Raw genomic sequence first — 21,865 nt, 5'->3', positions numbered from 1 at the left:
CGCCGACGGCGAGTGCCCCGGCCACCGGCACTCCGCCCGCCACGCCCGCGGCATCGGATCAAGCCTTCCGACCGGCCCTGGCCGCAACCCGCAGCACCATGACCGAGAACCTCAAAGTCGAGGTCGTGGGCCTCAACCGCGTCAAAGGCAAGCACCTCATCGCTCAGATCCGCCTGTCCAACACCGGCACTGACAGGCACCTGCCCTGGCCCGGCGAGATGGCCGACCGTACCCGCCCCCTCGGCGCGATCAGGTGGGCCTCCGGAATCGGCGTCCTCGACACGCGGGCCCGCGCCTGGATCCTTCCGTACGAACCCGCGGGCTCCCCGTGTCTGTGCAGCGACCTGGACCGCGACGGCCTCAGCCGCTTCATCGGCCCCGGCCGATCGATCACCGTCTACGCGGTGCTGCCCGCACCGTCGGGCAACCCCGCGACGACCACCGTCGTCACCCCCGTGGGCCCGCCGATGCTCGACGTGCCCATCAGTGACGAGGCTCCGGCCGGCGACTTTCCCGACCCCGACGCCGAGCCTGTCACGCCGGTCGCCCGCCGCCTCGTCCTCACGTCCGAGTCCCTGGACGAATCAGAGGAGACCGCCGACGACGGCAAGGAGTTGCAGGTCAACCTCTCCTCCGACGTGCTGTTCGCCGTGGACGAGGCCACTCTCACCCCCGATGCCAAGTCGATCATGGCTCGCACGGCCAAGCTCATCGACGCCTCCCCCGCCACGGTGGTGACGGTGGCGGGCCACGCGGACTCCTCCGGAGACGACGCCATCAACGACCCACTGTCACTGCGCCGCGCCCAGGCGGTGCGGCGCACCCTGTCGGCGCTGCTGTCCCGGGACGGGATCCGCTTTCAGGCCGAGGGGTACGGCTCGCGCCGCCCGCTGTACGACAACGACAGCGACGAGGGCAGGCGCCGTAACCGCCGCGTCACCGTGACCTTCCCCAAACCCCGGCCCGTCGCCCGGGAGCCGGTGGCCACGACATCCCCCGGCGAGACCGGCCTGACCGGCGCCGCCAAGGCGGGCAGCCGGCCCATCACCATGGAGGTCACGGGTCTCCGCCGGCTGCCCGGCGGCCTCGGCCTGCTCACCTACAAGATCACCAACGAGGGTTCGGAGGAGACCTGGTTCACCGACCTTCACCGCGCCCAGGACTGGGAGGCGTACAAGTACCGGGCCGCGAGCAACGTCCGCGTGACCGACGTCGCCGCCGGCCGCCGGTACCTGCCCGGCCGCCTGGAGGTACCCACCGATGACGGCGTGGACTCCTACTGCGCATGCACGGACGTCTCCGGCGTCCGCATCGGCACAGAGAAGTTCGCACCGGGCCAGACCCGCGAGTTCTGGAACCTCTTCGCCCTGCCCGGCACCGCCGGCGCCCTCAAGGTCGAGATCGGCCCGTTCCGCGACCTGCGGATCCCCGTTCAGTAACGGCGTCCGAGGGGTGGAAGGGCTGTCGGGCGGGCGACGGTCCGCTCACCGGGTCACCGGCGGCGCGTTCGAGGCGCCGCGTCCCGCCGTCCACGGCCGGAGCTTGTCGGGGTTACGTACCGCCCAGATGTGCTTGATCCGGTCGCCTGCGATGTCGAACGCGTACACCGACACGGTGACGCCGTCCTGCTGGGCGATCAGGCCGGGCCGGCCGTTGACCGTATTCTCCAGGAACGTCAGGCCGCGGAGCCTGCCATCGAGACTGAGCAGTGAACGCACGATCTGCTCAACGCCCTCGACCGGGCGGAGCACGGCGCCGACGACGCCGCCGCCGTCGGCGATCGCCGTGGCGTCGGGGTCGAGCAGGGCGATGAGGGCGTCGATGTCCATGGCCTCCCAAGCCTGCTTGAAGTCCCTGACGATCCGGGCCTGCCGGGCCGCCGGAGTCGTGGGCGCCTGCGCGGCACGGATGCGGCGGCGGGCCGAGGAGGCCAGCTGGCGACAGGCCCCCGGGGTGCGGCCGACGATCTCGGCCACTTCGGCGAAGGGGTACCGGAAGACATCGTGCAGGACGAACGCGACGCGTTCGGCGGGGGTCATCGACTCGAGCACGACGAGGAAGGCCATGTTGACCGATTCGTCCAGGGTGACCCGATCGGCCGGATCCACGGCGATGCCGTCCGGCCGCCCACTGATCCACTCCGCGGGTCCGGGCAGCGGCTCGGGGATCCACTCGCCCACGTAGGTCTCGCGCCGGGCCCGTGCCGAGGAGAGCACGTTGAGACAGAGACGGCCGACGACCGTGGTCAGCCAGGCGCCGGGGGATGCGATGGCGTCCCGCTGCTCCCGGGACATGGCGCACCAGCGGGCGCAGGCCTCCTGGACGACATCCTCGGCGTCGGCCAGGGAGCCGAGGAGCCGGTACGCGAGATTGATCAGTTGGCGCCGCTCGCGCGTGATCACGGCCAGGCCCGGATCGAGCCGGCCGCCTCCCGGCTCGGACGGGGTGGTCATGGTGTCCTGGCCATCGTGCACCGACTCCTTCGGTTCGGGTCCGCTCTCACCGGTTCGACAAGACAGCGTGGCGAACTGTGAGGTCGACGCGTCGCCTCACATTCCACAGTGCCGCGTTGTCGAACCAGCGGGACACCATCGAGCACGCGGGAAACCGCCCCCGGCAGGTACGCGGGTCGTCGTCGAGCACCCGCGGCGGAACACGTGATCGCTGGGGAAATTGCCGTTCGATGCCCCGATCACCGTGGTCGGCGGCGGATTGACCGGCATCGAGACGGCCGCCGAACTGGCCGAACAGGGACGTACGGTCACACTGGTGTGCGGCCGGACCCTCGCACCGTCACTGAGTGCTCCCGCTCGCCGATCCGTGGCCACGTGGCTGTCCCGGCACGGTGTCGCGGTGCTTGAGGCCGAGGTGGTGACCGAGGTCCGGCCGCACGCGGTAGTCTTCGCCGGCGCTGCGGTGCGTGCGAGCGCTCTCACCATCTGGGCGGCCGGTTTCGGCGTACCGGAACTCGCGGCCGCGAGCGGGCTGCGCACCGATCGGCTCGGCCGGCTGCTCACCGACGAGACGCTGACCAGCCTCGACGACGATCGCGTCATCGCGGCAGGCGACGCCGCCGCGCCCTCGGGCCGGCCGTTGCGGATGAGCTGCCAGGCCGCGCAACCGCTTGGAGCACAGGCCGCCGACACCGTGCTGAGCCGCATCGCGGGAACCGAACCGGCGGTGATCGACCAGGCCTTCACGGGGTCGTGCGTCAGCCTCGGCCGCCGGGGCGGCATACGACAGCTCTCCCGCAAAGACGACACCGCGGTGAATCTCTACGTCGCGGGGCGCATGGCCGCGGCTATCAAGGAGGCGACCTGCAGACTCGGGGTGTCGAGGATCCGCCGCGAGGCCCGCAAGCCGGGCTCCGGCTTCTGGCCCAAGGGCGGCCCGCGTCCCGAGCAGCCGACCTCCGCTCCACGAGGGGTCACATCCCCGTGACCACCTGCGAATGCGTTCTCACGCTCGGGCCGTTGTGATCGGGCTCCTCGTTGTGCTGCATGCCGTTTCGTCCTCACGCCGCCCGCGGCCGAAGCCATGACGCACGGGTGGGCGGTTGAACTCGGCCGGATCGACGGGTGGAGGCCGATGAACCACCCCGGGCCCGCACGCCGGTCCGGGCGGTCCGGGGCTCAGCGTGCCAGCAGGCGGGCGCGGTGGGCGGGCCACTCGTCGTCGAGGATGCCGAAGTAGGCGGTGTCGCGCCAGGTGCCGTCCGGCCGGCGGCGGTGGCGCCGCAGGACGCCCTCGGGCACGCCGCCGATGCGCCTGATCGCGTCCTGGGAGCGGGTGTTCATGATGTCGGTCTTGAGCAGGACGCGGTTCACGCCGAGATGGTCGAAGGCGTGGTCGATCAGCAGGATCTTGCAGGAGGTGTTCACCGCCGAGCGCCACACGGACCTGCCGTACCAGGTCCAGCCGATCTCGATGCTGGAGTCGAAGCCGGGGACGTCGGCGTAGCAGGTCCAGCCGACCGCGCGGCCGGTCTCCCGGCTGATCACCGCGAACGGCACGTGCTTCGGATCGCGGGCCACCGTGTCCGCGACGCGGGCCAGCTCGGCCTCGGTGTGCGGCGCGGCGACCGGGAGCCAGCGCCACACCTCCTCGTCGCCGCCACCCGCCACGAACAGGTCCGGGACGTGGCCGGCGGTCAGCGGCTCCAGCCGTACGGCGGAGCCTTCGAGGACGAGCGGGTCGGGCATCTTCGCGGTCATGGCGGCGACCCTACGGCCGTCGGCGCGCGGCCCGGAAGGTCCACTCGGCGCGGTTGCCGGGCGACCACTTCGGCGACCGGGACCTTGCGACCGGGACCTTGCGACCGGGACCTTGCGACCGGGGTCTTTCGATCGGTGACCGTTCCGGCGACCGGGGGACCTCGTGATCGGGCGGCCGCTCCGGAGGCCGGACGGCCGACACCCCGGCGTCCCCTGTCGACAGTCATACCGTCCGGTCGGTACCCTCCGGGGAGACCGTGAGGAGGGCCATGGATTTCGCGTTCGACGCCAGGACCGAGGAGCTTCGGGAGAGGCTGCTCGCCTTCATGGACGAGTGCGTCCACCCCGCCGAGGAGGCGTTCGAGGCCCAGGCCGCCGAGAGCGGGTGGTCAAGCCCGCCGCTGATGGAGGACCTCAAGCAGGAGGCGCGCAAACGCGGCCTGTGGAACCTGTTCCTGCCCGGCGAGCACGGCGCCGGTCTGACCAACCTCCAGTACGCCCCGCTGGCGGAGATCATGGGCCGCTCGCCGAGGATCGCCCCCACCGCCACCAACTGCGCCGCCCCCGACACCGGCAACATGGAAGTGCTGTCGATGTTCGGCGACGAGCGGCAGCGCGAGGAGTGGCTGGAGCCGCTGCTGCGCGGGGAGATCCGGTCGGCGTTCGCCATGACCGAACCGGACACCGCCTCCTCCGACGCCACGAACATCTCGCTGTCCATCGTCCGCGACGGCTCCGAGTACGTCATCAACGGCCGCAAGTGGTTCGCCTCCGGCGCGATGAACCCGAACTGCCGGATCCTCATCGTGATGGGCAAGACCGACCCGGAGGCCGACACCCACCGTCAGCAGTCGATGGTCCTGGTGCCGCGCGACACCCCGGGCCTTGAGATCAGGCGCGGCATGCACGTGTTCGGCTACTCCGACGCCGACCACGGCGGGCACGCCGAGATCGACTTCACCGACGTCAGGGTGCCGGTGGAGAACCTCATCGGCGAGGAGGGCGGCGGCTTCGCCATCGCCCAGGCCCGCCTCGGGCCGGGCCGCATCCACCACTGCATGCGGCTGATCGGGATGGCCGAGCGCGCGGTCGAGCTGATGTGCCGGCGGACCCTGTCGCGTACGGCGTTCGGCAAGCCGATCGCCCAGCAGGGGGTCGTCCAGGACTGGATCGCCGAGTCGCGGGTCAAGATCGAGCAGCTCCGCCTGCTGGTGCTCAAGACGGCCTGGCTGATGGACACCGTCGGCAACCGCGGCGCGCACACCGAGATCCAGGCCATCAAGATCGCCACCCCGCGCGAGGTCGAGTGGATCCTGGACAAGGCCATCCAGGCCCACGGCGCCGGCGGCGTCAGCCAGGACTTCCCGCTGGCCGGGCTGTGGGCGGGCGCCCGGTCGCTGCGCCTGGCCGACGGCCCGGACGAGGTCCACAAGCGCTCGCTGGCCTACCGCGAGCTGAAGAAGCACATGAACTGACCCGGTGCCGGAGGCGCCCCCCGGCACCGGGTCACCGCGGGGCCGCCCCGGGCCGGGGCAGGGCTCCGGGGCGTCGTGAGCGGGCCGGACGATCGCATGGCCGAGTGATCGCGTGACTGCGAAGGGAGCGTCGTGACGATGGACGAGGAGGCGGTCAGGGAACGCGCCGTCGCGTTCCTGGCCGGGGGGCACGACCCCGGGGACCGCAAGCGGTTCCTGCGGGCGCGGTTCGACGCCGGGCTGGCGTGGGTCCACTTCCCCGAGGGGCTCGGCGGGCTCGGCGCGTCCCGGGAGCTGCAGAACGTCGTCGATCGGGAGCTCGCCGGCACCCCGCAGCCCGACCCGGGCACGCAGGCCATCGGTCTGGGCATGGCGGCGCCGACGATCCTGGCGTTCGGCACCCGCGAGCAGCAGGAGCGGTTCCTGCGTCCGCTGTGGACGGGCGAGGAGATCTGGTGCCAGCTGTTCAGCGAACCCGGCGCTGGCTCCGACCTGGCGACGCTCGCCACGCGGGCGGTCCGCGACGGCGACGAGTGGGTCGTGGACGGCCAGAAGGTGTGGACCTCCGGGGCGCACCACTCCCGGTGGGCGATCCTCGTCGCCCGGACCGACCCCCACGTTCCCAAACACCGCGGGCTCACCTACTTCGTCTGCGACATGCACGCCCCCGGCGTCGAGGTCAGGCCGCTGCGGCAGATCACCGGCGAGGCGGAGTTCAACGAGGTCTTCCTGACCGGTGTGCGGCTCCCCGACTCCCTGCGGCTCGGCGCCGTCGGCGACGGCTGGCGGGTCGCGACCACCACGCTCATGAACGAGCGGGTGGCGATCGGCGGCGGCCCGGTACGGCGGGGCGGCGGCATGATCGGCCTGGTCGCCGACACCTGGCGGTCCCGCCCCGAGCTGCGCACCCACGACCTGCACCGGCGGCTGCTCGCACTGTGGGTGGAGGCGGAGGTCACCCGGCTGGCCGGGGCACGACTGCGCGAACAGCTCGCGGCGGGCCAGCCCGGCCCGGAGGGCTCGGCCATGAAGCTCTCGTTCGCCTCCCTCAACCAGGCGCTCAGCGCGCTGGACGTGGAGCTGCGCGGCGAGGAGGGCCTGGAGTACGACGACTGGACCTTCCGCCGCTCCGAGAGCGTCGACTTCTTCGGCCGCGGCCCCGGCTACCGCTACCTGCGGGCCAAGGGCAACTCGATCGAGGGCGGCACCTCGGAGATCCTGCGCAACATCGTCGCCGAACGCGTGCTGGGCCTGCCGCCGGAGCCCCGCGTGGACAAGGACGTGCCCTGGAAGGACCTGCCCCGATGAGCGGCCCGTACGGCCCGTGCGGCGTCGCGGCGGGCGGCGGGCGAGGAGTGGTGAGGAACCGATGACGCTGCTGTACACCGAGGTCGAGGAGGAGCTGCGCGCCTCCGTCCGCGACCTGCTGGCCGACCGCTGCCGGCCCGACGCCGTGCTGAGGCGCGCCGAGTCGGCCTCGCCGTACGACGCGGAGCTCGCCGGCCTGTGGAGGACCCTGGCGCGGGACATCGGGGTGGCGGGCCTGCTGGTGCCCGAGGAGTACGGCGGGGCCGGCGCGTCGGCCCGCGAGGCCGCGGTGGTGCTGGAGGAGCTGGGACGGGCCGTGGCGCCGGTGCCGTTCCTGACCAGCGCGGTGCTCGCGACCGAGGCCCTGGTCCAGGCGGGGACCCCGGCGCTCCGGGAGGGGGCCGCGGCGGGACCCGGTGCGGGGAACCCGGCGAGCCCCTCGGGAGGAACCCCGGCGGGGCTCCGGGAGGGAATCCCGGCGGGACTCCAGGAGGAGACTCCGGCGGGATCCGGTGAGGGGCTCTCCGCGGGCGGGCGCGACCTGCTCGCCGAGCTGGCCGCGGGCGAGACCACGGCGGCGCTGGCCGTCTCGCTGGCGGCCTCGCCGTACCGGCCGTTGCCGCCGGCGGTCACGCTGAACGACGCCGGAACGCTCGACGGCGAGGTCCGGGCGGTGGCCGGGGCGGACGCGGCCGACGTGCTGCTCGTCCCGGTCGGCACGGCGCTCTACCTGGTGCGGGCGGGGGACGCCCGGATCGACGTCGTGCCCTCGCTGGACCTGACCCGGCCGATCGCCGTCGTCACGCTCTCCGGCGCGCCCGGCGAGCGGGTCGGGGCCTTCGACGCGCGGCGGGTGCTGGCGTCCGGGGCCGGGCTGCTCGCCTCCGAACAGCTCGGGGTCGCCGAGTGGTGCTTTGAGACGACGCTCGCCCACATCAGGGAGCGTCACCAGTTCGCCCGGCCGATCGGCTCCTTCCAGGCGATCAAGCACCGGATGGCGGACCTGTGGCTGGACGTGGCGCGGGCCCGCGCGGCGGCCAGGAACGCCGCGAACCTGCTGGCCGCCCGCCCGGCGCCGGGCACCGAGGCCGCCCTGGAGGCCGGGGCCGCGACGGCGGTGGCGAAGTCGTGGTGTTCGGAGGTGGCGGTGCGCGTCGCCGAGGAGGGCGTCCAGCTCCACGGCGGCACCGGGATGACCTGGGAGCATCCGCTGCACCTGTACCTCAAGCGGGCCAAGACGTCGGAGACGGTGCTCGGCACCCCCGGAGCCCACCGCGACGCCCTGTCCGCCCTCGCCGACCTCCCCGGCCCGATCTGACCGGTCCGATCTGGCCGGCCCGATCTGACCGGCGCCGTGCCGGTGCCGTCGGCCCGGTGCCGGAGACGTCCGGTCAGGGGGAGCGTTGCTCCGCCAGGACGTCGCGCAGCACGTCGGCGATCGTGGTCGTGGCGAGCTCCTGCCGCATCACGTCGTCCAGCCGGCCGTAGACGCGGCGCAGGGTCGGGCGGATGCCGAAGCCCACGGGGCAGGAGGTGTTCGGCGGGGTGTGGTGCATCGCGAACACGGTCTCGTCCTCGATCGCGCCGTAGACGTCCAGCAGGGTGATCGCCTCGGGCTCGCGTGTGAGGCTCCACCCGAGTCCCGCACCACGCCTGGCCTGGACGAGGCCGGCCTTGCGGAGATCCCCCAGGCAGCGGCGGATCACCACGGGGTTGGTGTTGACGCTGCCGGCGATCCGCTGTGAGGTGGCGCCCTCCGGGTTGTCGCGCCGGTCGAGGGCCATCCACGTCAGCACGTGCACGAAGACGCTCATCCTGCTGTTCGCGCTCATCCGTCTCCCCTCCCGGGCTGTAACCACTGATATTACATTTTTGACCTTGGAGAGGGGGTGTCCGGCCTTCCCTATGTAACTACTATGGTTACATTATTCAGTGGCTGGAGGCCGCCGTCGAGGCGTGCTCAAGGTCGAGTCGCCGACTTGGCTGTAACAAAAATTGTTTCTTCAGCCAGTGATCATGAACAGGAGAAGACCGTGGGACAGCTTGACGGGAAGACGGCGGTCGTCACCGGGGCCAACAGCGGGATCGGCCTGGCCTCCGCCCGCCGGTTCGCGGCCGAGGGCGCGTACGTGTTCATCACCGGCCGCCGCCAGGAGGCGCTCGACGCGGCGGTCGCCGAGATCGGCGCGAACGTCACCGGCGTCCGCGTAGACGTCTCCGACCTCGCCGACCTGGACCGGCTCTATGCCGTCATCGCCGAGCAGGGCCGCCGCATCGACGTGCTGTTCGCCAACGCCGGAGGCGGTGAGTTCTCCCCATTGGAGCAGGTCACCGAGCGGCACTTCGACCAGACCTTCGGCAGCAACGTCAAGGGGACGCTGTTCACCGTGCAGAAGGCGCTGCCGCTGCTCAACGACGACGCCTCGGTGATCTTCACCGGTTCGACCGCCGCCACCAGCGGCGCCGAGGCATTCGGCGTATACGCCGCCTCCAAGGCCGCCATCCGCTCCCTCGCCCGCACCTGGGCCAACGAGCTCAGAGGCCGTGGGATCAGGGTGAACACCCTCGTGCCCGGCCCCATCGACACCCCTGGGATCGCCGGACTGGCCTCCGATCAGGAGTCGGCCGCGCAGCTCAAGGACTTCCTCGCGAGCACGGTGCCCCTCGGCCGGATGGGCCGCCCCGAGGAGGCGGCGGCGGCCGCCCTCTTCCTCGCCTCGGACCAGAGCAGCTTCGTCACGGGCAGCGAGCTGTTCGTCGACGGCGGTCTCAACCAGATCTGACCACCCCGACGAGCCCGCCCGCGTGGGTACGGCCGGCGCCTGGGCGCCGGCCGTACCCGCGGCGACGGGTCAGTGGACGGCCTCGGCGGTCTCGCCGGCCCGGCGGGGGAGGAGGAAGCCGGCGAGGAAGGTCAGGACGACCATCCCGGCGACCACCCAGAACGTCTGACGGGCGGCGGCGGTGGGGTCGCCGCCCGTCGCGCCGAAGAAGACCGTGCCGAGCAGCGCCACACCGAGCGCCGCGCCGACCTGCTGCAGGGCGGTGAGCGTGCCGGAGGCCGACCCCGTCTCGTGCGGTTCGACGCCGGCCAGCGCGATCTCGAAGTACGGGCCCATGATCAGGCCCGAGCCGACGCCGGTGACGAGCAGCGCCGGGGCGAACTGCCAGGGGCCCGCCTCCGCGCCCAGGAGCAGCAGGAGGGCGACGACCCCGGCCGTCATGATCAGGGCTCCGGTGTGCAGCAACCGGCGGCCGTGCGCGCGGAGCGCCTGCACCAGGCCCATGCCGACGATCATGCCCGCGGACAGCGGGATCCCGGCGAGGCCGGCCTTCAGCGGGCTGTAGCCGAGGCCGAGCTGGGTGTAGAGGTTGAAGACCAGGCCGAAGCCGGTGAAGGCCGCGAAGTAGACCGTGCCGGTGAACATGCCGCCCACGAACGAGCGCTTGCGGAACAGGCTGGGCGCGACCAGCGGGTCGCGGCCCCGGCCGGCACGGCGTGACTCGTACCGGCCGAACAGCGTGAACACCGCCGCCGAGGCGGCCATCATCGCGAACGTCCAGGCCGGCCAGCCGTACTCACGACCCTGGACCAGCGGGAAGACGACCAGCAGCGAGCCGAGGGAGGCCAGGGCGGCGCCGGGCAGGTCGAGGGTGAGCGACCGCGACGGGCGGGAGGCGGGCAGGAAGCGCAGTGCGGCGGCCAGGGTGGCCAGCCCGATCGGCAGGTTGATCAGGAAGATCATGCGCCAGCCGGTGCCGAGGAGGTCGGCGTCGACCAGCCAGCCCGCCAGGACCGGCCCGCCGATCGCCGACAGGCCCATGACCGGGCCGAACATGCCGAGGGCCGCACGCAGTTCCGTGGGCGGGAACATCTCCCGCATCATGCCGAGACCCTGGGGGACCATCGCGGCTCCGAAGAGCCCCTGGACGATCCGGGCGGCGATGACGGTCTCCGGCGAGAAGGACACCGCGCACAGCAGCGAGCCCACGACGAACCCGGTCGCGCCGATGAGGAACATCCGCCTGCGCCCGACGATGTCGCCCAGCCGGCCGCCGGTGAGCAGCCCGGCCGTCATGGCGAGGGTGTAGGCCGCGCCGAGCCACTGGATCATCGAGGTGCCGCCGCCCAGGTCGGCCCGCATCGCCGGCCCGGCGATGTTGGTGACGGTCGCGTCGAGGAGCTCCATCACCGACCCGGCGAGGATCACGAAGAGCGCGGGCCGGCGCCGCGGGTACGGCGCGGGCCCGGCGGCCTCCGGCGCCTCGGCCGATCGGGTGTCGAGAGTGGTCATCGCTCCTCCAGAGCCGTCTTTCGGGGGACGGGAGGAACGTTACGAGCCAATGCGGAAAGGATGATTCCGCATCGGCCCGGAAACGCGGGACTCCGGGAAAAGCCCGCCGGTGATGGGCGCGGTCACCGGGACCGGGCCGCGGGACGCACCCGTGCCTGTTTCGCACGGCTGTCATCGTGACGCACCCGACGTCACCGCCGCGGGACGCCCCCGTGCCCGCTTCGCGCGGCTCCCGCGGCCCGGGGGATCCGGCGGATCGTCAGGGCAGGATCCGGACCAGGCGGTCGGCCAGCTCGCCCGGCCGCGACAGCATCGCCATGTGGCCGCCGGGCATCTCGTCGAGGACGATGCCGAGCCGTTCCTTCACGTGGCGGCGCACGAAGTCGGGGACGAAGCAGCGGTCGTCGCGGCAGAGCAGATACCTCGTCGGGACGTCCGGCCAGGCGTCCAGCGGCCAGGGCTCGCGGCTCGCCCGGTCCATGTTCATGTTCGCGGCGAGCGCTCCGTCGTGGGCCATCACCCGCTCGGCCAGCTCGCGCGGAACGTCGTGCATGTAGAGCTCGTACTCGTCGTCGATGCCGGACGAGGAGTAACCGCTGCGTTCCCACCACTCGTTCGGAGTCTCGCCGGGACTCGGGATCATCGCGGTCAGCAGCACGAGCGCGGCGGCCCCGGTGCGCGCGCAGACGAGCGGGGCGACGAAGCCGCCCCCCGAGTGGGCCACCACGACGAGGTCCCGGCGCTCGCCGACCGCCCGGACGACGGCGTCCGCGTAGTCCCACAGTCCCGCCTGCGGATCGGACACGGGCAGGTCCACCGCGACCGTGTCATGCCCACGGCCGCGAAGCTCGGCTTCGAGCAGGTGCCAGTCGAAGGCGCTCCCGCCGCCGCCGTGAATGAATGCGAAAGTCGTCATGACGGTGATGACGGACCGCGGGGAGGAAACTCATCGCCGGTTCGCCCCTCCGTTCCCGCCGCGCCGGTGCGGTCGCGTTGAGCGCCGAGGGGAAGGCCGCCGGACTCCTTCGTCCCCGCCGCGCCGGTGCGGACGTCCCCGTCCCCGGACCGGCCTCCCGCCGCGCGGGTGTAGCGGGCGCCGATCTCGCGCAGGTGCGCGGCAAGCTCCGGCGGATCGACGACCTCGAAGTCGAGGCCGGTCATCCCGAGATGGATCGCCAGGGCCTCCAGGGACGAGGCCCCGGCGTGGAACAGGCAGCTCCGCTCGTCCGACGCCTTCAGCTCCCCCCAGTCGGGCCAGATCCGCTCGGCGACCGCCTCGGCCGGCGCGTGGAACCGTACGGTGGCCCGCTGCCGGATCATCGCGGAGGTCACGCCCCGGGTGACGTAGGCCGCGATGTCGCCGCCGGGCGCCTCGCGGGGGACGAACCGCCCGCCGTTCGGGGTGCGCAGCCGGATCCGGTCGACGCGGAAGCTGCGCCAGTCCTGCCGCGCGGTGTCCCACGCCGCGAGGTACCACCGCCGCCTGGTGTGCACGAGCCGGTGCGGCTCCACCTCCCGGACGCTCTCTCCGCCGTCGTGGTTGAGGTAGTCGAAGCGCAGCCGCTCGTGGTCCCGGCAGGCGCTCGCGATGGCGCTGAGCACGGCGGCGTCCACGGTGGTGGGAGAGCGGTCCGGGACCGCCACCGTCGCGGTGTGCAGGGCGGTGACCCGGTGGCGCAGCCGGGACGGCAGCACCTGCTCCAGCTTGGCCAGCGCCCGTAGCGAGATCTCCTCGATGCCGGAGATGGAGCCGGTCGCGGCGGTGCGCAGTCCCACGGCGACCGCGACGGCCTCCTCGTCGTCGAGGAGCAGCGGCGGCATCTGCGCGCCCGCGCCGAGGCGGTAGCCGCCCGCGACGCCGGGGGTGGCGTGCACGGGGTAGCCGAGCTCGCGCAGCCGTTCGACGTCGTTGCGGATGGTCCTGGTGGTCACCTTGAGCCGTTCGGCGAGCTGGGGGCCGGTCCAGTCACGATGGGTCTGCAGGAGGGAGAGCAGGCGCAGCAGCCGCGCCGAGGTTTCCAGCATCCCCCGATTGTGCCGCCCATCGCGGAATGCTTCCTTCCGCGATAGGCGGCTCTTCCGCCACGGGGCGAGCGGGGGCGGAGCGCGGAGCCGACGGTCCGCGGCGGGAGACGCACGAAGTTCGGCGGGCGGGGTCGCGGCGCGGCGCGGTGAGGTCGGGTCCGCGGCGGGAGACGCACGAAGTACGGCGGGGGACCGGGTCAGGGGCGCAGGGAGGCCAGGAGGAGGTCGGCGAAGTGGCCGCCGACCTCGGCGCCCGACAGCGGCCCCTCGGCGCTGTACCAGGTGCCCAGGTGGTGGACCGAGCCGAAGAAGAAGTCCACCACGAGTTCGGCGGGGGAAGCGGTGCTGAAGACGCCCTCGCGCTGCCCCTCGGTCACCAGGTCGCGGAAGCGCTCGTGGTAGCGGCGGCGCTCGGCGCGCACGCTCCTGCGGGTGTCTGGGGCCAGCAGGTGCATCGAACGGAAGAAGATCTTGGAGTCGTCCAGGTTCTCGACCGTGGTCCGCACGACGTCCGCGGCGGCGGCGTGCAGGCGCTCGCCCACCGTGCCGGGGCCGTCGGCGATGGCGGTGAGCCGCTCCATCTGCATGCGCAGCACGCGCCCGTAGATCTCGTGGAGCAGGTCGTCCTTGGAGTCGAAGTAGTGGTACATGGCGCCCTTGGTGACGCCGGCCGCCGAGACCACCTCCTGCACCGAGGTGCTCTCGAAGCCCTGCTCGGCGAACAGGCGCGTGGCCTCGCCCAGCAGGCGCTGCCGTACGGACTCCCTGTCGCGTGTCATCTGGCCCCTCCCCGCCGTCCGGCCCCCGCCGCCCGCTCCCGGTCGTCCGGCCCCGGATGATCCGGCCGTCGCGGTGTGCCGGCTCAGCATACCGACTGGTCGGTTAAAGCGCCGGTGTATGGCGTAGGTGTGTTATTTGCGTCACCTTCGGCTGCCTGGAGCCCCCGGTTGGGTATTTTCTGGCACAGGGATCTTCAGCGTGGCAGATCCGTTCCTTGTCGGCTCTCGACTCCCGGGGGTTCGCTGTGCCCGGCGGATCAATCTACGTGACGCCAGAGGACCAGGTTCACGGCCTGTCCCCTCAGGTCATGTACGAGCAGTTCTGGATCAAGGAGGCGGGCGAGCGCCGGAAGGCACGGGCGGTCAAGGCCGTCGGCGGCCTGTTCGCGGGTCTGCTGCTCGGTTACCGCTTCGGCATCAACCTCCCGCTCGCCGGGGTGGTGACCGCCCTGCTGGTCGCCGCCGCCGACGCCGCCTGGGCCTGGTACTCCTACAACTCCACCGCCGTCTGGCGGGGCAGGAGACGGGGCGAGACCATCACCGGCAGGCTGCTGCGCCGCAGGCTCCGCAAGCGCGGCTACCACGTCCTCGACGGCCGGGCCGTCCCCGGGCAGGCGTCCATCGACCACCTCGTCATCGGCCCCGGTGGCGTCTGGGTCGTCGACAACGAGGCGTGGGACCCCGACACCGAGATCGCCCGCTACGGCGACCGCCTGTTCCTGGGGGAGAAGTACGGCACGAAGGTGGCGAAGGCGCTCGTCGACGTCTCCGACGCCCTGGCCGGGGTGCTCACTCGCGAGTCGGGCATCGAGGTGACGATCGAGCCGCTGCTCGCGGTGCACGGCGGCAGGCTGCGCCGTACGGTCACCGCCGAGGGGATCACGCTCCTCAAGCCGCGCCTGGTGACCCGCTGGATCCTGACCGGTCCGCGGGCGGACTACGACGACCGGCAGGTGGAACTGCTCGCCCGCACCGCCGCCCGGGTCCTGCGCCGGATGAGATGAACTGACCGCCGGACGGATTGACCGCCGGACGAACCGGCCGCCGGTGCAGACCGTCCGTACATCGACCGCCCGCCCGCGCCGGTCCCGCGCCACCCTGAGCCGTCGATCAGGGCGTCATGGCCGCCACCCGTGAGGTTCGGCGGCCATGACATCCTGATCGGTGCTCTCGGGCCCGGACGCCGGTCTCCGCGCGACACGACGAGGCCTCTTCACCGCGACCGTTGGCCGATGGGCGGGCGTCGCGGCACGAGGTACGGCACGGGCGGCCGAGGGTGGCGTCATCGGATCCGTCGGGGCTCCGCACGAAGCCGTCCGATCACCGTTATTGCAAACGGTTGTTGCAGAAATAGCGGTCTCAACCAGGCAGGACGCCCTGCGGCGTTTGCAGGTTTACTCTGACCTGTTGACGTTTCCACCGTGTAACGTCACTGTTTCCTACAACCGGTTGCCGTCGGTTGCACAGAAGGTGAAGCGCGCGTGACAGCGAACCCGTAGTCATCCCCGTCCTCCCATCCCCCTACGGCCCGCTCATCGTCCGGTCGCCGGCGGAGCCCCGCCACGACGCTCCGCGCGACGGACGGTCCGGGCCGGTCCACCCCGCCCCACGGCTTGCTTCGCCATGCCCTGAAACGACCCATCCTCAGTCACCCCCTGTACGAATGGAGCCGGACGTGCGCAGGAACGAACCCCTCGGAAAGAAAACGGCGGTCGTGCTGACCGCAGGCGTCGTCGCGACCGGCGGACTGCTGGCCGCGCTCAGCGCACCGGCCGCGGCGGCCCCGTCGAACGGAAACTACACGCTGGTCAACGCCGGGAGCGGGCTGTGCGCCGCGGTTCCCGGACAGAGCACCGGCGACGGCGTGCAGCTCGTGCAGAACGGGTGCGACCAGTCCGCCGGACAGACCTTCACGCTCACCGCCTCGGGCTCCGGCTACCAGATCAGGGCCTCGCACAGCGGCAAGTGCGTCGGCGTCCGCGACGCCTCCACCAGCGCGGGCAAGGCCGTGCAGCAGGAGGCGTGCACCGGCTCCGCCTCGCAGATCTGGAACCTCACCGCGGCCGGGGCCGACTACCGCCTGGTCAACTCCAACGGCGGCAAGTGCCTCAACGTCAAGGACAGCTCCACCGCCTCCGGCGCCCTCCTGCAGCAGAACTCCTGCGACTCGGTGACCAGCAAGCAGTGGACCCTGCGCCCCGCGGGCGGCCCCACCGCTACCCCGACGTCCACCCCGACCTCCACTCCCACGTCCACTCCGACCTCGACTCCCACGTCGACCCCCACCACCCCGCCCCCGTCGAGCGGCACGCTGTACGTGGCGCCCGGCGGCAGGGACGGCGCGGCCGGGACGCAGTCGGACCCGACGACGCTCACCTCGGCGCTCACCCGTGTCGCCTCCGGCGGGACGATCTACATGCGCGGCGGGAGGTACGACTTCTCGCAGACCGTCACCATCGCGGCGGGCAACAACGGCACCTCCGGCGCCCGCAAGACCCTGTCGGCCTACCCGGGTGAGACCCCCGTCCTGAACTTCTCGGCCCAGAGCGAGGACCCGGCCAACCGCGGCCTCGCGGTGAACGGGTCGTACTGGCGCGTCTACGGCATCGTCGTCGAGCGCGCCGGGGACAACGGGATCTTCGTCGGCGGCAGCAACAACGTCTTCGAGCGCACGGTGACGCGCTTCAACCGCGACACCGGGCTGCAGATCTCGCGGATGGCCTCCGACACCCCGCGCGACCAGTGGCCGTCCAACAACCTCGTCCTCAGCGCGGAGTCGCACGACAACGCCGACTCCGACGGCGAGGACGCCGACGGCTTCGCCGCGAAGCTCACCGTCGGCTCCGGCAACGTCTTCCGCTACGCGGTGTCGCACAACAACATCGACGACGGCTGGGACCTCTACACCAAGACGGAGACGGGCCCCATCGGCACGGTCACCATCGAGGACTCCCTGGCCTACAGCAACGGCACCCTCAGCAACGGCGGCCAGGCCGGCAACGGCGACCGCAACGGCTACAAGCTCGGCGGCGACAAGATCGCGGTCAACCACGTCGTCCGGCGCAGCATCGCCTACAAGAACGGCAAGCACGGGTTCACCTACAACAGCAACCCCGGCTCGATGACGATCTCGGACAACGTCAGCATCGACAACACCGAGCGCAACTTCTCCTTCGACGCCGGCACCTCGGTGTTCCGCAACAACACCTCCTGCCGCAGCGGCAGCGGGAGCAACGACAAGACCGTCGGCAACGTCGACGGCTCCAACCAGTTCTGGTCGGGCTCGAACGGCTCCCGGTGCTCCTCCTACGCGGGCGCCATGCACTGGTCCTTCGCCTCGGACGGCCGCCTCAACGTGACCTTCGGCTAGCCCGTACGGCACGACCCCCGTCCGGCTCGTGAGGCCGTGACACCCCGCCCGGCGGGCTCGGCGCCCTGACCACGCCGAGCCCGCCGGGCGACCGGTTCCGCCGGGGCGACCGGTTCCCCGCCCCGGCGCCGCCGTCGTCGCCCGGCACGGGTACGGCCGACGGCCCGGCGGTATGCGAAGTCACTCGTCCATGACATCCGCGACCGTTTTTTGTCATGATGTCGCCTGTGTCGGGTGGCGCGTTCGGGAGCCACCGCGTGGAAGAGGCGGTGCGGCACGTATGAGAGGTGTCATCGTTCAGCTCCCCGCGCCACGAGGCGCCGATGTCCCGGAGCTCCACGAGCTCGCCGTCGGGCAGGACGCCACCTTCGGCCGCGGGGCGGACGGATACCCGGTGGACATCCGGCTGCCGAACCCGGGTGTGTCACGGCTGGCGGGGCGCGTGCGCGCGGTCGAGGACCACTGGACGATCAGCAATCTGAGCGCCACCGCCACGTACGTGGTCGAGAACCCCGAGGGCGGCGGGGAGTTCGTCAAGGTGGCGCCGCGACGGCTGGACATGCCGGTGCCGTTCGAGTTCGCCCGCGTCGTGGTTCCGGGGACGCAGGGTTCGGCGTCGTTCATGGTCTTCGCGTCGCAGCACGCCTACGCCGATCCCGGGATCCCGGAACCCGGTCACGGCGAGGCCACCACGGCCGCGTTCTCGCTCGACGAGACGACGAAGTACTTCCTCATCCTCGTGGCCCTCTGCGAACCCCGGCTGCGGGACAGCTCGACCGTGGTGATCCCCACGGTGCCGGAGATCCTGGAGCGCCTCCACGGGCTTCCCCAGTGCCCGGACCTCACCCGTTCCGCGGTGAACTTCCACATCGACTACCTGGCCCGTACGAAGCTGCGGGTCAAGGAGCCGTCGGAGGGAGGGGCGCCGGCCAAGGCCGACTGGCAGCGGGCGGCGCTGGTGTCGCTGGCCCTCCGGTTCGACCTGGTGCGTGAGGAGCACCTCGCCCTCCTGCCCTGACCGCGCCCCGCGGAGGGGAGGCCCGGTCAGTCCGTGGGTCGCTCCCCGGCGGAGGCGACGGGTGACGGCGCCGCGGGCCGGTAGCGGGACAGGGCCCGCAGGACGCGTTCGGTGTAGGGCCGCAGCCGCGCGGGGATGCCGTTCTCCTGGCGTACGACGTAGTCGGCGGTCCGGTAGGAGGCCGCGAGGTTCAGCGCGGGATCGCCCGGCACCGCCTCCAGGGCCGGGGCGAAGCGGCAGAGGTAGCGGCCCAGGGCGGGGATGGAGTCCTCCGGGGTGAACGGCGGCTTCGGGACGACGCTGCGTCTGCCCGGGGGCAGGTAGAGCTGCAGCACCTCCGGTGACCAGCGCGCGATGCCGTACTCGTTCTTGACGGGGTCGCTGAGCCGGACGTCGAAGCCGCTCTCCGCCTTGAGGATGGCCGCCACGGAGGCCGGGTACACGCCCGCCTCGTGGCACATGGTGCCGGCCTGGACGATCAGGTCGTAGTACCGCCGGGGGATGTCGGCGTCGGTCCGGAACCACTTCGAGTACGCGGACGCCGGGCGTTCCCCCTGGTGGGTGAACGCCTGGCGCTCCCGCCGCGGGATGCCCGCGCCGTCCCCGTGGGCGGGCAGGAGGACGATACCGGCCGCCACCACGGGAACGACGAGCCTGGCGAGCGCGCGCGGCCGTGACGGCGCCGGTGTACGGCTCGCCGCGGCGGGCCGGTCCGCGGCGAGCTCCCGCACCCGTGCCAGCAACCGTTCGGCGCTGTGCTCCCGCCGGTCGGCGTGCCGCGGCGTCAGGCAGTCGGCGATCACCTCCCGCCACCCCGCCGGAAGCGAGGGGTCGAGCGCCGGCGTCGCCTTCCCCCCGGCGTACTCCGCCGCCGCGGCGGCCCGGCCGCGCGCGGTGGTCCCGGCGAACGGGAAGGAGCCGGTGAGCATCTGATGGGCGATGACGCCGAAGGCCCAGATGTCGGCGGTCGTGCGGACCGGCATGCCTCGCTGTCCGAGGGGCTCGGTCCAGCGCTCCGGGGGCACGTAGTCGGACGAGCCGAGGGGCGGGAGGTAACCGTGGGTGCCCTCCAGTTCGGCGGCCAGCCCGAAGTCCGCGAGCCGTACGGAGCCGTCGGCCATGATCAGGATGTTGCTCGGCTTGAGGTCGCCGTGCACCCACCCCTCGGCGTGCAGGTGCGCGATCCCCTCGCAGACCTCCGCGAGCAGCCGCGGGGCGTCGGGGACCGGTCCCGCGTCGTGTTCGCGGCGCAGGTCGGCGAGCGAGCCCGAAGCCAGCTCCATCACCAGGACCGCGGCGCCGTCCAGCTCGGGATGGGCCGGATCGTCGACGGTCAGGGTGTCGAAGAGTCTGATGAGCCGGGGATGTTCCAGACGCTCGTACAGCCTCATCTCGCGGTGCGCCATGTCCGCGAGATGACCCAGCTGACGCCGGTTCAGCGTTCCGGTCGGGATGAACTTGAGCGCCACGCGGTCCGGGACGTCATCTCGCCCCTGAGCCGTCCGCCGCGCCTCGTAGACGCTGCTCCAGCCCCCGGTCGCGATGCCGGAGCAGACCTTCCACACCCCCAGCGTGTATCCCGTCGGAACCCGTACCGCCCAGCCAGCCGGCTCCATTCCTCGATTATGTCGGACGGCCCCGGTCCGTGAGGAAGAAATTGATCTTTCCTCGAAAAGGCGGGCGAATGGGATGAGTAACCGGCGATTTACGGCCGGGCCGTACGATGCCCCCGTCCGGTGGGACCGTACGGCCCGGCCGCGACCCTCAGCAGCGCGGCAGGCCGGGGATCGGCTCCCAGTTGCCGCCGACGGTCACGTAGACCGCGGAGATCCACCCCTTGGCGCCCCTGGGGGTGTCCAGGTCGGTGTACAGATACCAGTTGTTCTTGTACTTCCCCTCGGTCCAGGGGTGCACGGCGTTCTGCCTCTGGCAGAAGAAGTAGTTGCGCCCCGCGTAGAGCGTGCCGATGGGAAGGTCGTCGTGGGGGGTGGGCGCCGCCCAGCCCGACGCGTTCTTCCACGTGTTGTAGTAGTAGCGGGCCTGCGCGTTCGCGGCCGGTCCGGCCGCGGTGAACAGACCGCCGCTGACGGCCAGGGCCGTCAGCACCGCACCGATTCGTCGTCTGCCGTCCAAGCTCTTCCTCCCGTCGTTCCGCGCCGGCGGGTTCCGGCGCGTCATCCCCTTCGTGTGTTCTTCTGGTGCAGGGACATCCTGTGACGGGGACCCGGATTTCCGTAACCTGTAGGGTTCGAGGGAGCGGGAGGTCGAGCTCCTCTTCCAAAGCGCCGCCGTCTCCGAAGCGCCGCCGTCTCCCAAGCACCGCTTCCAGCGCCGCGAAGATCTCACGGCCCCGGGGACGGATCGCGGAGCATCTCGAACCAGACGGATCTGCCCGCCTCGTCGTCGTTCCCGGAGGCGCCCCAGGTGGTGGCGAGGAGGGCGACCAGCCACATCCCCCGTCCGCCGTCGTCGTCGGTCCGCGGCACATGTACGGCGGGCGCGCTGGTGGCCGAGCCGTCGTCGGTGACCTCGACGTGGACGCCCTCGGAGCCGTGGGACAGGTGGACGGTCACCCGGCCGCCGGCCGTATGGCCGGAGTCGGAGTGGGTGACGGCGTTGGTGACGACCTCGCTGAGCAGCAGCAGGACGTCGTCGAGGACGCCGGGGGCGAGCCGTACGGCCAGCAGGTCGCGGGCCCAGGCGCGGGCGGCCGGCACGGAGGACGCCCGGCCGGGGAACTCCCGCCTCCACACGCGGGACCGTACGGCCCGCCCGTCCGGTCTCACGCGGCCACCCCGGCGACCTCGGCCATGACGATGTCGGCCGCGTTGTCGGCCTCCGCCCACACCCATTCGCCCCGGCGCCACAGACGCGCCCACCAGGGCCGCCAGGTGAAGACCCAGCCGCGGCGACGCCGTACGGCCGTGATCCGGGCGAGGACCCCGGCCGCCGCGTGGACCTCCAGTACGGGATCCCCGGCCACCGGCAGGACCAGCGAGGTGCGGACCCCGATGACACGCAGGTCCCAGCCGAGCCGTACCAGGTGGATGAACCGGGTCTGCTGCTCCACGGCGGCGGGGCCCGGGGCGTTCGAGGGGCCGGGAGAGGAATGGGAAATGCTGTTTTCCTGATGGGGCATCGCTGATTTCTCTCCTGTCCGAAGGGGGCTCATCCGCTTTCCCGTCCTTCCTGCCGGAAGGGGAATGCGTGTGCTTAGATTGCCCTCGCGGCAGGCGATGAAATGGCTGGTGGGCGTAACCGGAGATGGCGGGGGATGACGGCCGCTGGTTTGTGCAAACCGTGTCGCGGTATCGCCGCCGGAACAGGTACTACATTCGTAGATTTTGAGGGAGCGGATCTCCTCGTCGGCGGTAGTGGCTG

General features: G+C 72.0%; 19 protein-coding genes and 1 pseudogene. 9 read left to right on the top strand and 11 right to left on the bottom strand.

Annotated elements, in window-relative coordinates:
- The first annotated feature begins 98 nt into the window (after positions 1–98).
- Positions 99–1,439, top strand: coding sequence for an OmpA family protein (locus AB0D67_RS10530; protein WP_362932169.1), 1,341 nt, complete (start codon positions 99–101; stop codon positions 1,437–1,439).
- Between the two features lie 45 nt (positions 1,440–1,484).
- On the opposite strand, the gene sigJ is transcribed toward AB0D67_RS10530, so the two are convergent.
- On the bottom strand, positions 1,485–2,474 hold the full coding sequence (gene sigJ, locus AB0D67_RS10525) for an RNA polymerase sigma factor SigJ (protein WP_362932167.1): 990 nt from the start codon (positions 2,472–2,474) through the stop codon (positions 1,485–1,487).
- A gap of 223 nt (positions 2,475–2,697) precedes the next feature.
- Between sigJ and AB0D67_RS10520 the strand changes: the two genes are divergently transcribed.
- Positions 2,698–3,441, top strand: a complete 744-nt coding sequence (locus AB0D67_RS10520) for an FAD-dependent oxidoreductase (RefSeq protein ID WP_362932453.1) — start codon at positions 2,698–2,700, stop codon at positions 3,439–3,441.
- Between the two features lie 191 nt (positions 3,442–3,632).
- On the opposite strand, the gene AB0D67_RS10515 is transcribed toward AB0D67_RS10520, so the two are convergent.
- On the bottom strand, positions 3,633–4,214 hold the full coding sequence (locus AB0D67_RS10515) for a GNAT family protein (RefSeq protein WP_362932165.1): 582 nt from the start codon (positions 4,212–4,214) through the stop codon (positions 3,633–3,635).
- A 269-nt stretch (positions 4,215–4,483) separates the two neighbouring features.
- Here AB0D67_RS10515 and AB0D67_RS10510 point away from each other — a divergent pair, with 269 nt between their 5' ends.
- The 3 genes from AB0D67_RS10510 to AB0D67_RS10500 all read left to right on the top strand — a co-directional run bounded on the left by AB0D67_RS10510 (position 4,484) and on the right by AB0D67_RS10500 (position 8,315).
- Entirely contained in the window at positions 4,484–5,689 is a 1,206-nt protein-coding gene (locus AB0D67_RS10510; RefSeq protein ID WP_362932163.1) for an acyl-CoA dehydrogenase family protein, read from the top strand.
- A 138-nt stretch (positions 5,690–5,827) separates the two neighbouring features.
- Complete coding sequence (locus tag AB0D67_RS10505) at positions 5,828–6,997, top strand: acyl-CoA dehydrogenase family protein (RefSeq protein WP_362932451.1); 1,170 nt, start codon at positions 5,828–5,830, stop codon at positions 6,995–6,997.
- A 61-nt stretch (positions 6,998–7,058) separates the two neighbouring features.
- Complete coding sequence (locus AB0D67_RS10500; RefSeq protein ID WP_362932161.1) at positions 7,059–8,315, top strand: acyl-CoA dehydrogenase family protein; 1,257 nt, start codon at positions 7,059–7,061, stop codon at positions 8,313–8,315.
- A gap of 73 nt (positions 8,316–8,388) precedes the next feature.
- Here AB0D67_RS10500 and AB0D67_RS10495 read toward each other — a convergent pair whose 3' ends face one another.
- Positions 8,389–8,829: an Rrf2 family transcriptional regulator gene (locus AB0D67_RS10495; RefSeq protein ID WP_362932159.1), complete on the bottom strand. Its 441-nt coding sequence runs from the start codon at positions 8,827–8,829 to the stop codon at positions 8,389–8,391.
- Positions 8,830–9,030: 201 nt separating this feature from the next.
- Between AB0D67_RS10495 and AB0D67_RS10490 the strand changes: the two genes are divergently transcribed.
- Positions 9,031–9,780, top strand: coding sequence for an SDR family oxidoreductase (locus tag AB0D67_RS10490; RefSeq protein WP_362932157.1), 750 nt, complete (start codon positions 9,031–9,033; stop codon positions 9,778–9,780).
- A 69-nt stretch (positions 9,781–9,849) separates the two neighbouring features.
- Here AB0D67_RS10490 and AB0D67_RS10485 read toward each other — a convergent pair whose 3' ends face one another.
- The 4 genes and pseudogenes from AB0D67_RS10485 to AB0D67_RS10470 form a co-directional block, all read right to left on the bottom strand.
- Complete coding sequence (locus AB0D67_RS10485) at positions 9,850–11,292, bottom strand: MFS transporter (RefSeq protein ID WP_362932155.1); 1,443 nt, start codon at positions 11,290–11,292, stop codon at positions 9,850–9,852.
- Between the two features lie 259 nt (positions 11,293–11,551).
- The gene (locus AB0D67_RS10480; protein WP_362932153.1) at positions 11,552–12,208 is read right to left on the bottom strand and encodes an alpha/beta hydrolase; all 657 of its coding nucleotides are present in this window, start codon (positions 12,206–12,208) and stop codon (positions 11,552–11,554) included.
- Between the two features lie 170 nt (positions 12,209–12,378).
- Positions 12,379–13,317 (bottom strand): annotated as a pseudogene (locus AB0D67_RS10475) (YafY family protein); the annotation flags it as partial.
- Positions 13,318–13,514: 197 nt separating this feature from the next.
- On the bottom strand, positions 13,515–14,096 hold the full coding sequence (locus AB0D67_RS10470) for a TetR/AcrR family transcriptional regulator (protein WP_362932151.1): 582 nt from the start codon (positions 14,094–14,096) through the stop codon (positions 13,515–13,517).
- 308 nt (positions 14,097–14,404) lie between these two features.
- On the opposite strand from AB0D67_RS10470, the gene AB0D67_RS10465 reads away from it, so the two are divergent.
- From AB0D67_RS10465 to AB0D67_RS10455, 3 genes are all read left to right on the top strand, one after another.
- Complete coding sequence (locus AB0D67_RS10465) at positions 14,405–15,100, top strand: nuclease-related domain-containing protein (RefSeq protein ID WP_362932149.1); 696 nt, start codon at positions 14,405–14,407, stop codon at positions 15,098–15,100.
- 671 nt (positions 15,101–15,771) lie between these two features.
- Positions 15,772–17,466 carry an RICIN domain-containing protein gene (locus AB0D67_RS10460; protein ID WP_362932147.1) on the top strand — a complete coding sequence of 565 codons (1,695 nt, stop codon included), beginning with the start codon at positions 15,772–15,774 and terminating at the stop codon, positions 17,464–17,466.
- 280 nt (positions 17,467–17,746) lie between these two features.
- On the top strand, positions 17,747–18,484 hold the full coding sequence (locus AB0D67_RS10455) for an FHA domain-containing protein (protein ID WP_362932145.1): 738 nt from the start codon (positions 17,747–17,749) through the stop codon (positions 18,482–18,484).
- A gap of 26 nt (positions 18,485–18,510) precedes the next feature.
- Here the strand turns inward: AB0D67_RS10455 and AB0D67_RS10450 are convergent, their stop codons facing one another.
- The 4 genes from AB0D67_RS10450 to AB0D67_RS10435 form a co-directional block, all read right to left on the bottom strand.
- Complete coding sequence (locus AB0D67_RS10450) at positions 18,511–20,100, bottom strand: serine/threonine-protein kinase (RefSeq protein ID WP_362932143.1); 1,590 nt, start codon at positions 20,098–20,100, stop codon at positions 18,511–18,513.
- Positions 20,101–20,248: 148 nt separating this feature from the next.
- A complete protein-coding gene (locus AB0D67_RS10445) occupies positions 20,249–20,617 on the bottom strand; it encodes a hypothetical protein (RefSeq protein ID WP_362932141.1) in 369 nt (122 codons plus the stop codon).
- Between the two features lie 209 nt (positions 20,618–20,826).
- A complete protein-coding gene (locus tag AB0D67_RS10440) occupies positions 20,827–21,270 on the bottom strand; it encodes an ATP-binding protein (protein WP_362932139.1) in 444 nt (147 codons plus the stop codon).
- Positions 21,267–21,623: a hypothetical protein gene (locus tag AB0D67_RS10435; RefSeq protein ID WP_362932137.1), complete on the bottom strand. Its 357-nt coding sequence runs from the start codon at positions 21,621–21,623 to the stop codon at positions 21,267–21,269. The genes AB0D67_RS10440 and AB0D67_RS10435 overlap by 4 nt, the downstream gene beginning before the upstream one ends.
- Positions 21,624–21,865: the final 242 nt, after the last annotated feature.

The organism is Streptosporangium sp. NPDC048047, assembly GCF_040653115.1.
Classification (GTDB): Bacteria; Actinomycetota; Actinomycetes; order Streptosporangiales; family Streptosporangiaceae; genus Streptosporangium.
Note: the sequence above shows the minus strand (reverse complement) of the source record. Positions and strands in the feature narration are given on the sequence as shown.

What these genes read in the sequence shown, in the direction of transcription:
- AB0D67_RS10450 (WP_362932143.1), bottom strand. Translation starts at nt 20,100, where the DNA reads ATGGAGCCGGCTGGCTGGGCGGTACGGGTTCCGACGGGATACACGCTG.
- AB0D67_RS10470 (WP_362932151.1), bottom strand. Translation starts at nt 14,096, where the DNA reads ATGACACGCGACAGGGAGTCCGTACGGCAGCGCCTGCTGGGCGAGGCC.
- AB0D67_RS10510 (WP_362932163.1), top strand. Translation starts at nt 4,484, where the DNA reads ATGGATTTCGCGTTCGACGCCAGGACCGAGGAGCTTCGGGAGAGGCTG.
- AB0D67_RS10505 (WP_362932451.1), top strand. Translation starts at nt 5,828, where the DNA reads ATGGACGAGGAGGCGGTCAGGGAACGCGCCGTCGCGTTCCTGGCCGGG.
- AB0D67_RS10495 (WP_362932159.1), bottom strand. Translation starts at nt 8,829, where the DNA reads ATGAGCGCGAACAGCAGGATGAGCGTCTTCGTGCACGTGCTGACGTGG.
- AB0D67_RS10530 (WP_362932169.1), top strand. Translation starts at nt 99, where the DNA reads ATGACCGAGAACCTCAAAGTCGAGGTCGTGGGCCTCAACCGCGTCAAA.
- AB0D67_RS10515 (WP_362932165.1), bottom strand. Translation starts at nt 4,214, where the DNA reads ATGACCGCGAAGATGCCCGACCCGCTCGTCCTCGAAGGCTCCGCCGTA.
- AB0D67_RS10435 (WP_362932137.1), bottom strand. Translation starts at nt 21,623, where the DNA reads ATGCCCCATCAGGAAAACAGCATTTCCCATTCCTCTCCCGGCCCCTCG.
- AB0D67_RS10500 (WP_362932161.1), top strand. Translation starts at nt 7,059, where the DNA reads ATGACGCTGCTGTACACCGAGGTCGAGGAGGAGCTGCGCGCCTCCGTC.
- AB0D67_RS10455 (WP_362932145.1), top strand. Translation starts at nt 17,747, where the DNA reads ATGAGAGGTGTCATCGTTCAGCTCCCCGCGCCACGAGGCGCCGATGTC.
- AB0D67_RS10480 (WP_362932153.1), bottom strand. Translation starts at nt 12,208, where the DNA reads ATGACGACTTTCGCATTCATTCACGGCGGCGGCGGGAGCGCCTTCGAC.
- AB0D67_RS10485 (WP_362932155.1), bottom strand. Translation starts at nt 11,292, where the DNA reads ATGACCACTCTCGACACCCGATCGGCCGAGGCGCCGGAGGCCGCCGGG.
- AB0D67_RS10465 (WP_362932149.1), top strand. Translation starts at nt 14,405, where the DNA reads ATGTACGAGCAGTTCTGGATCAAGGAGGCGGGCGAGCGCCGGAAGGCA.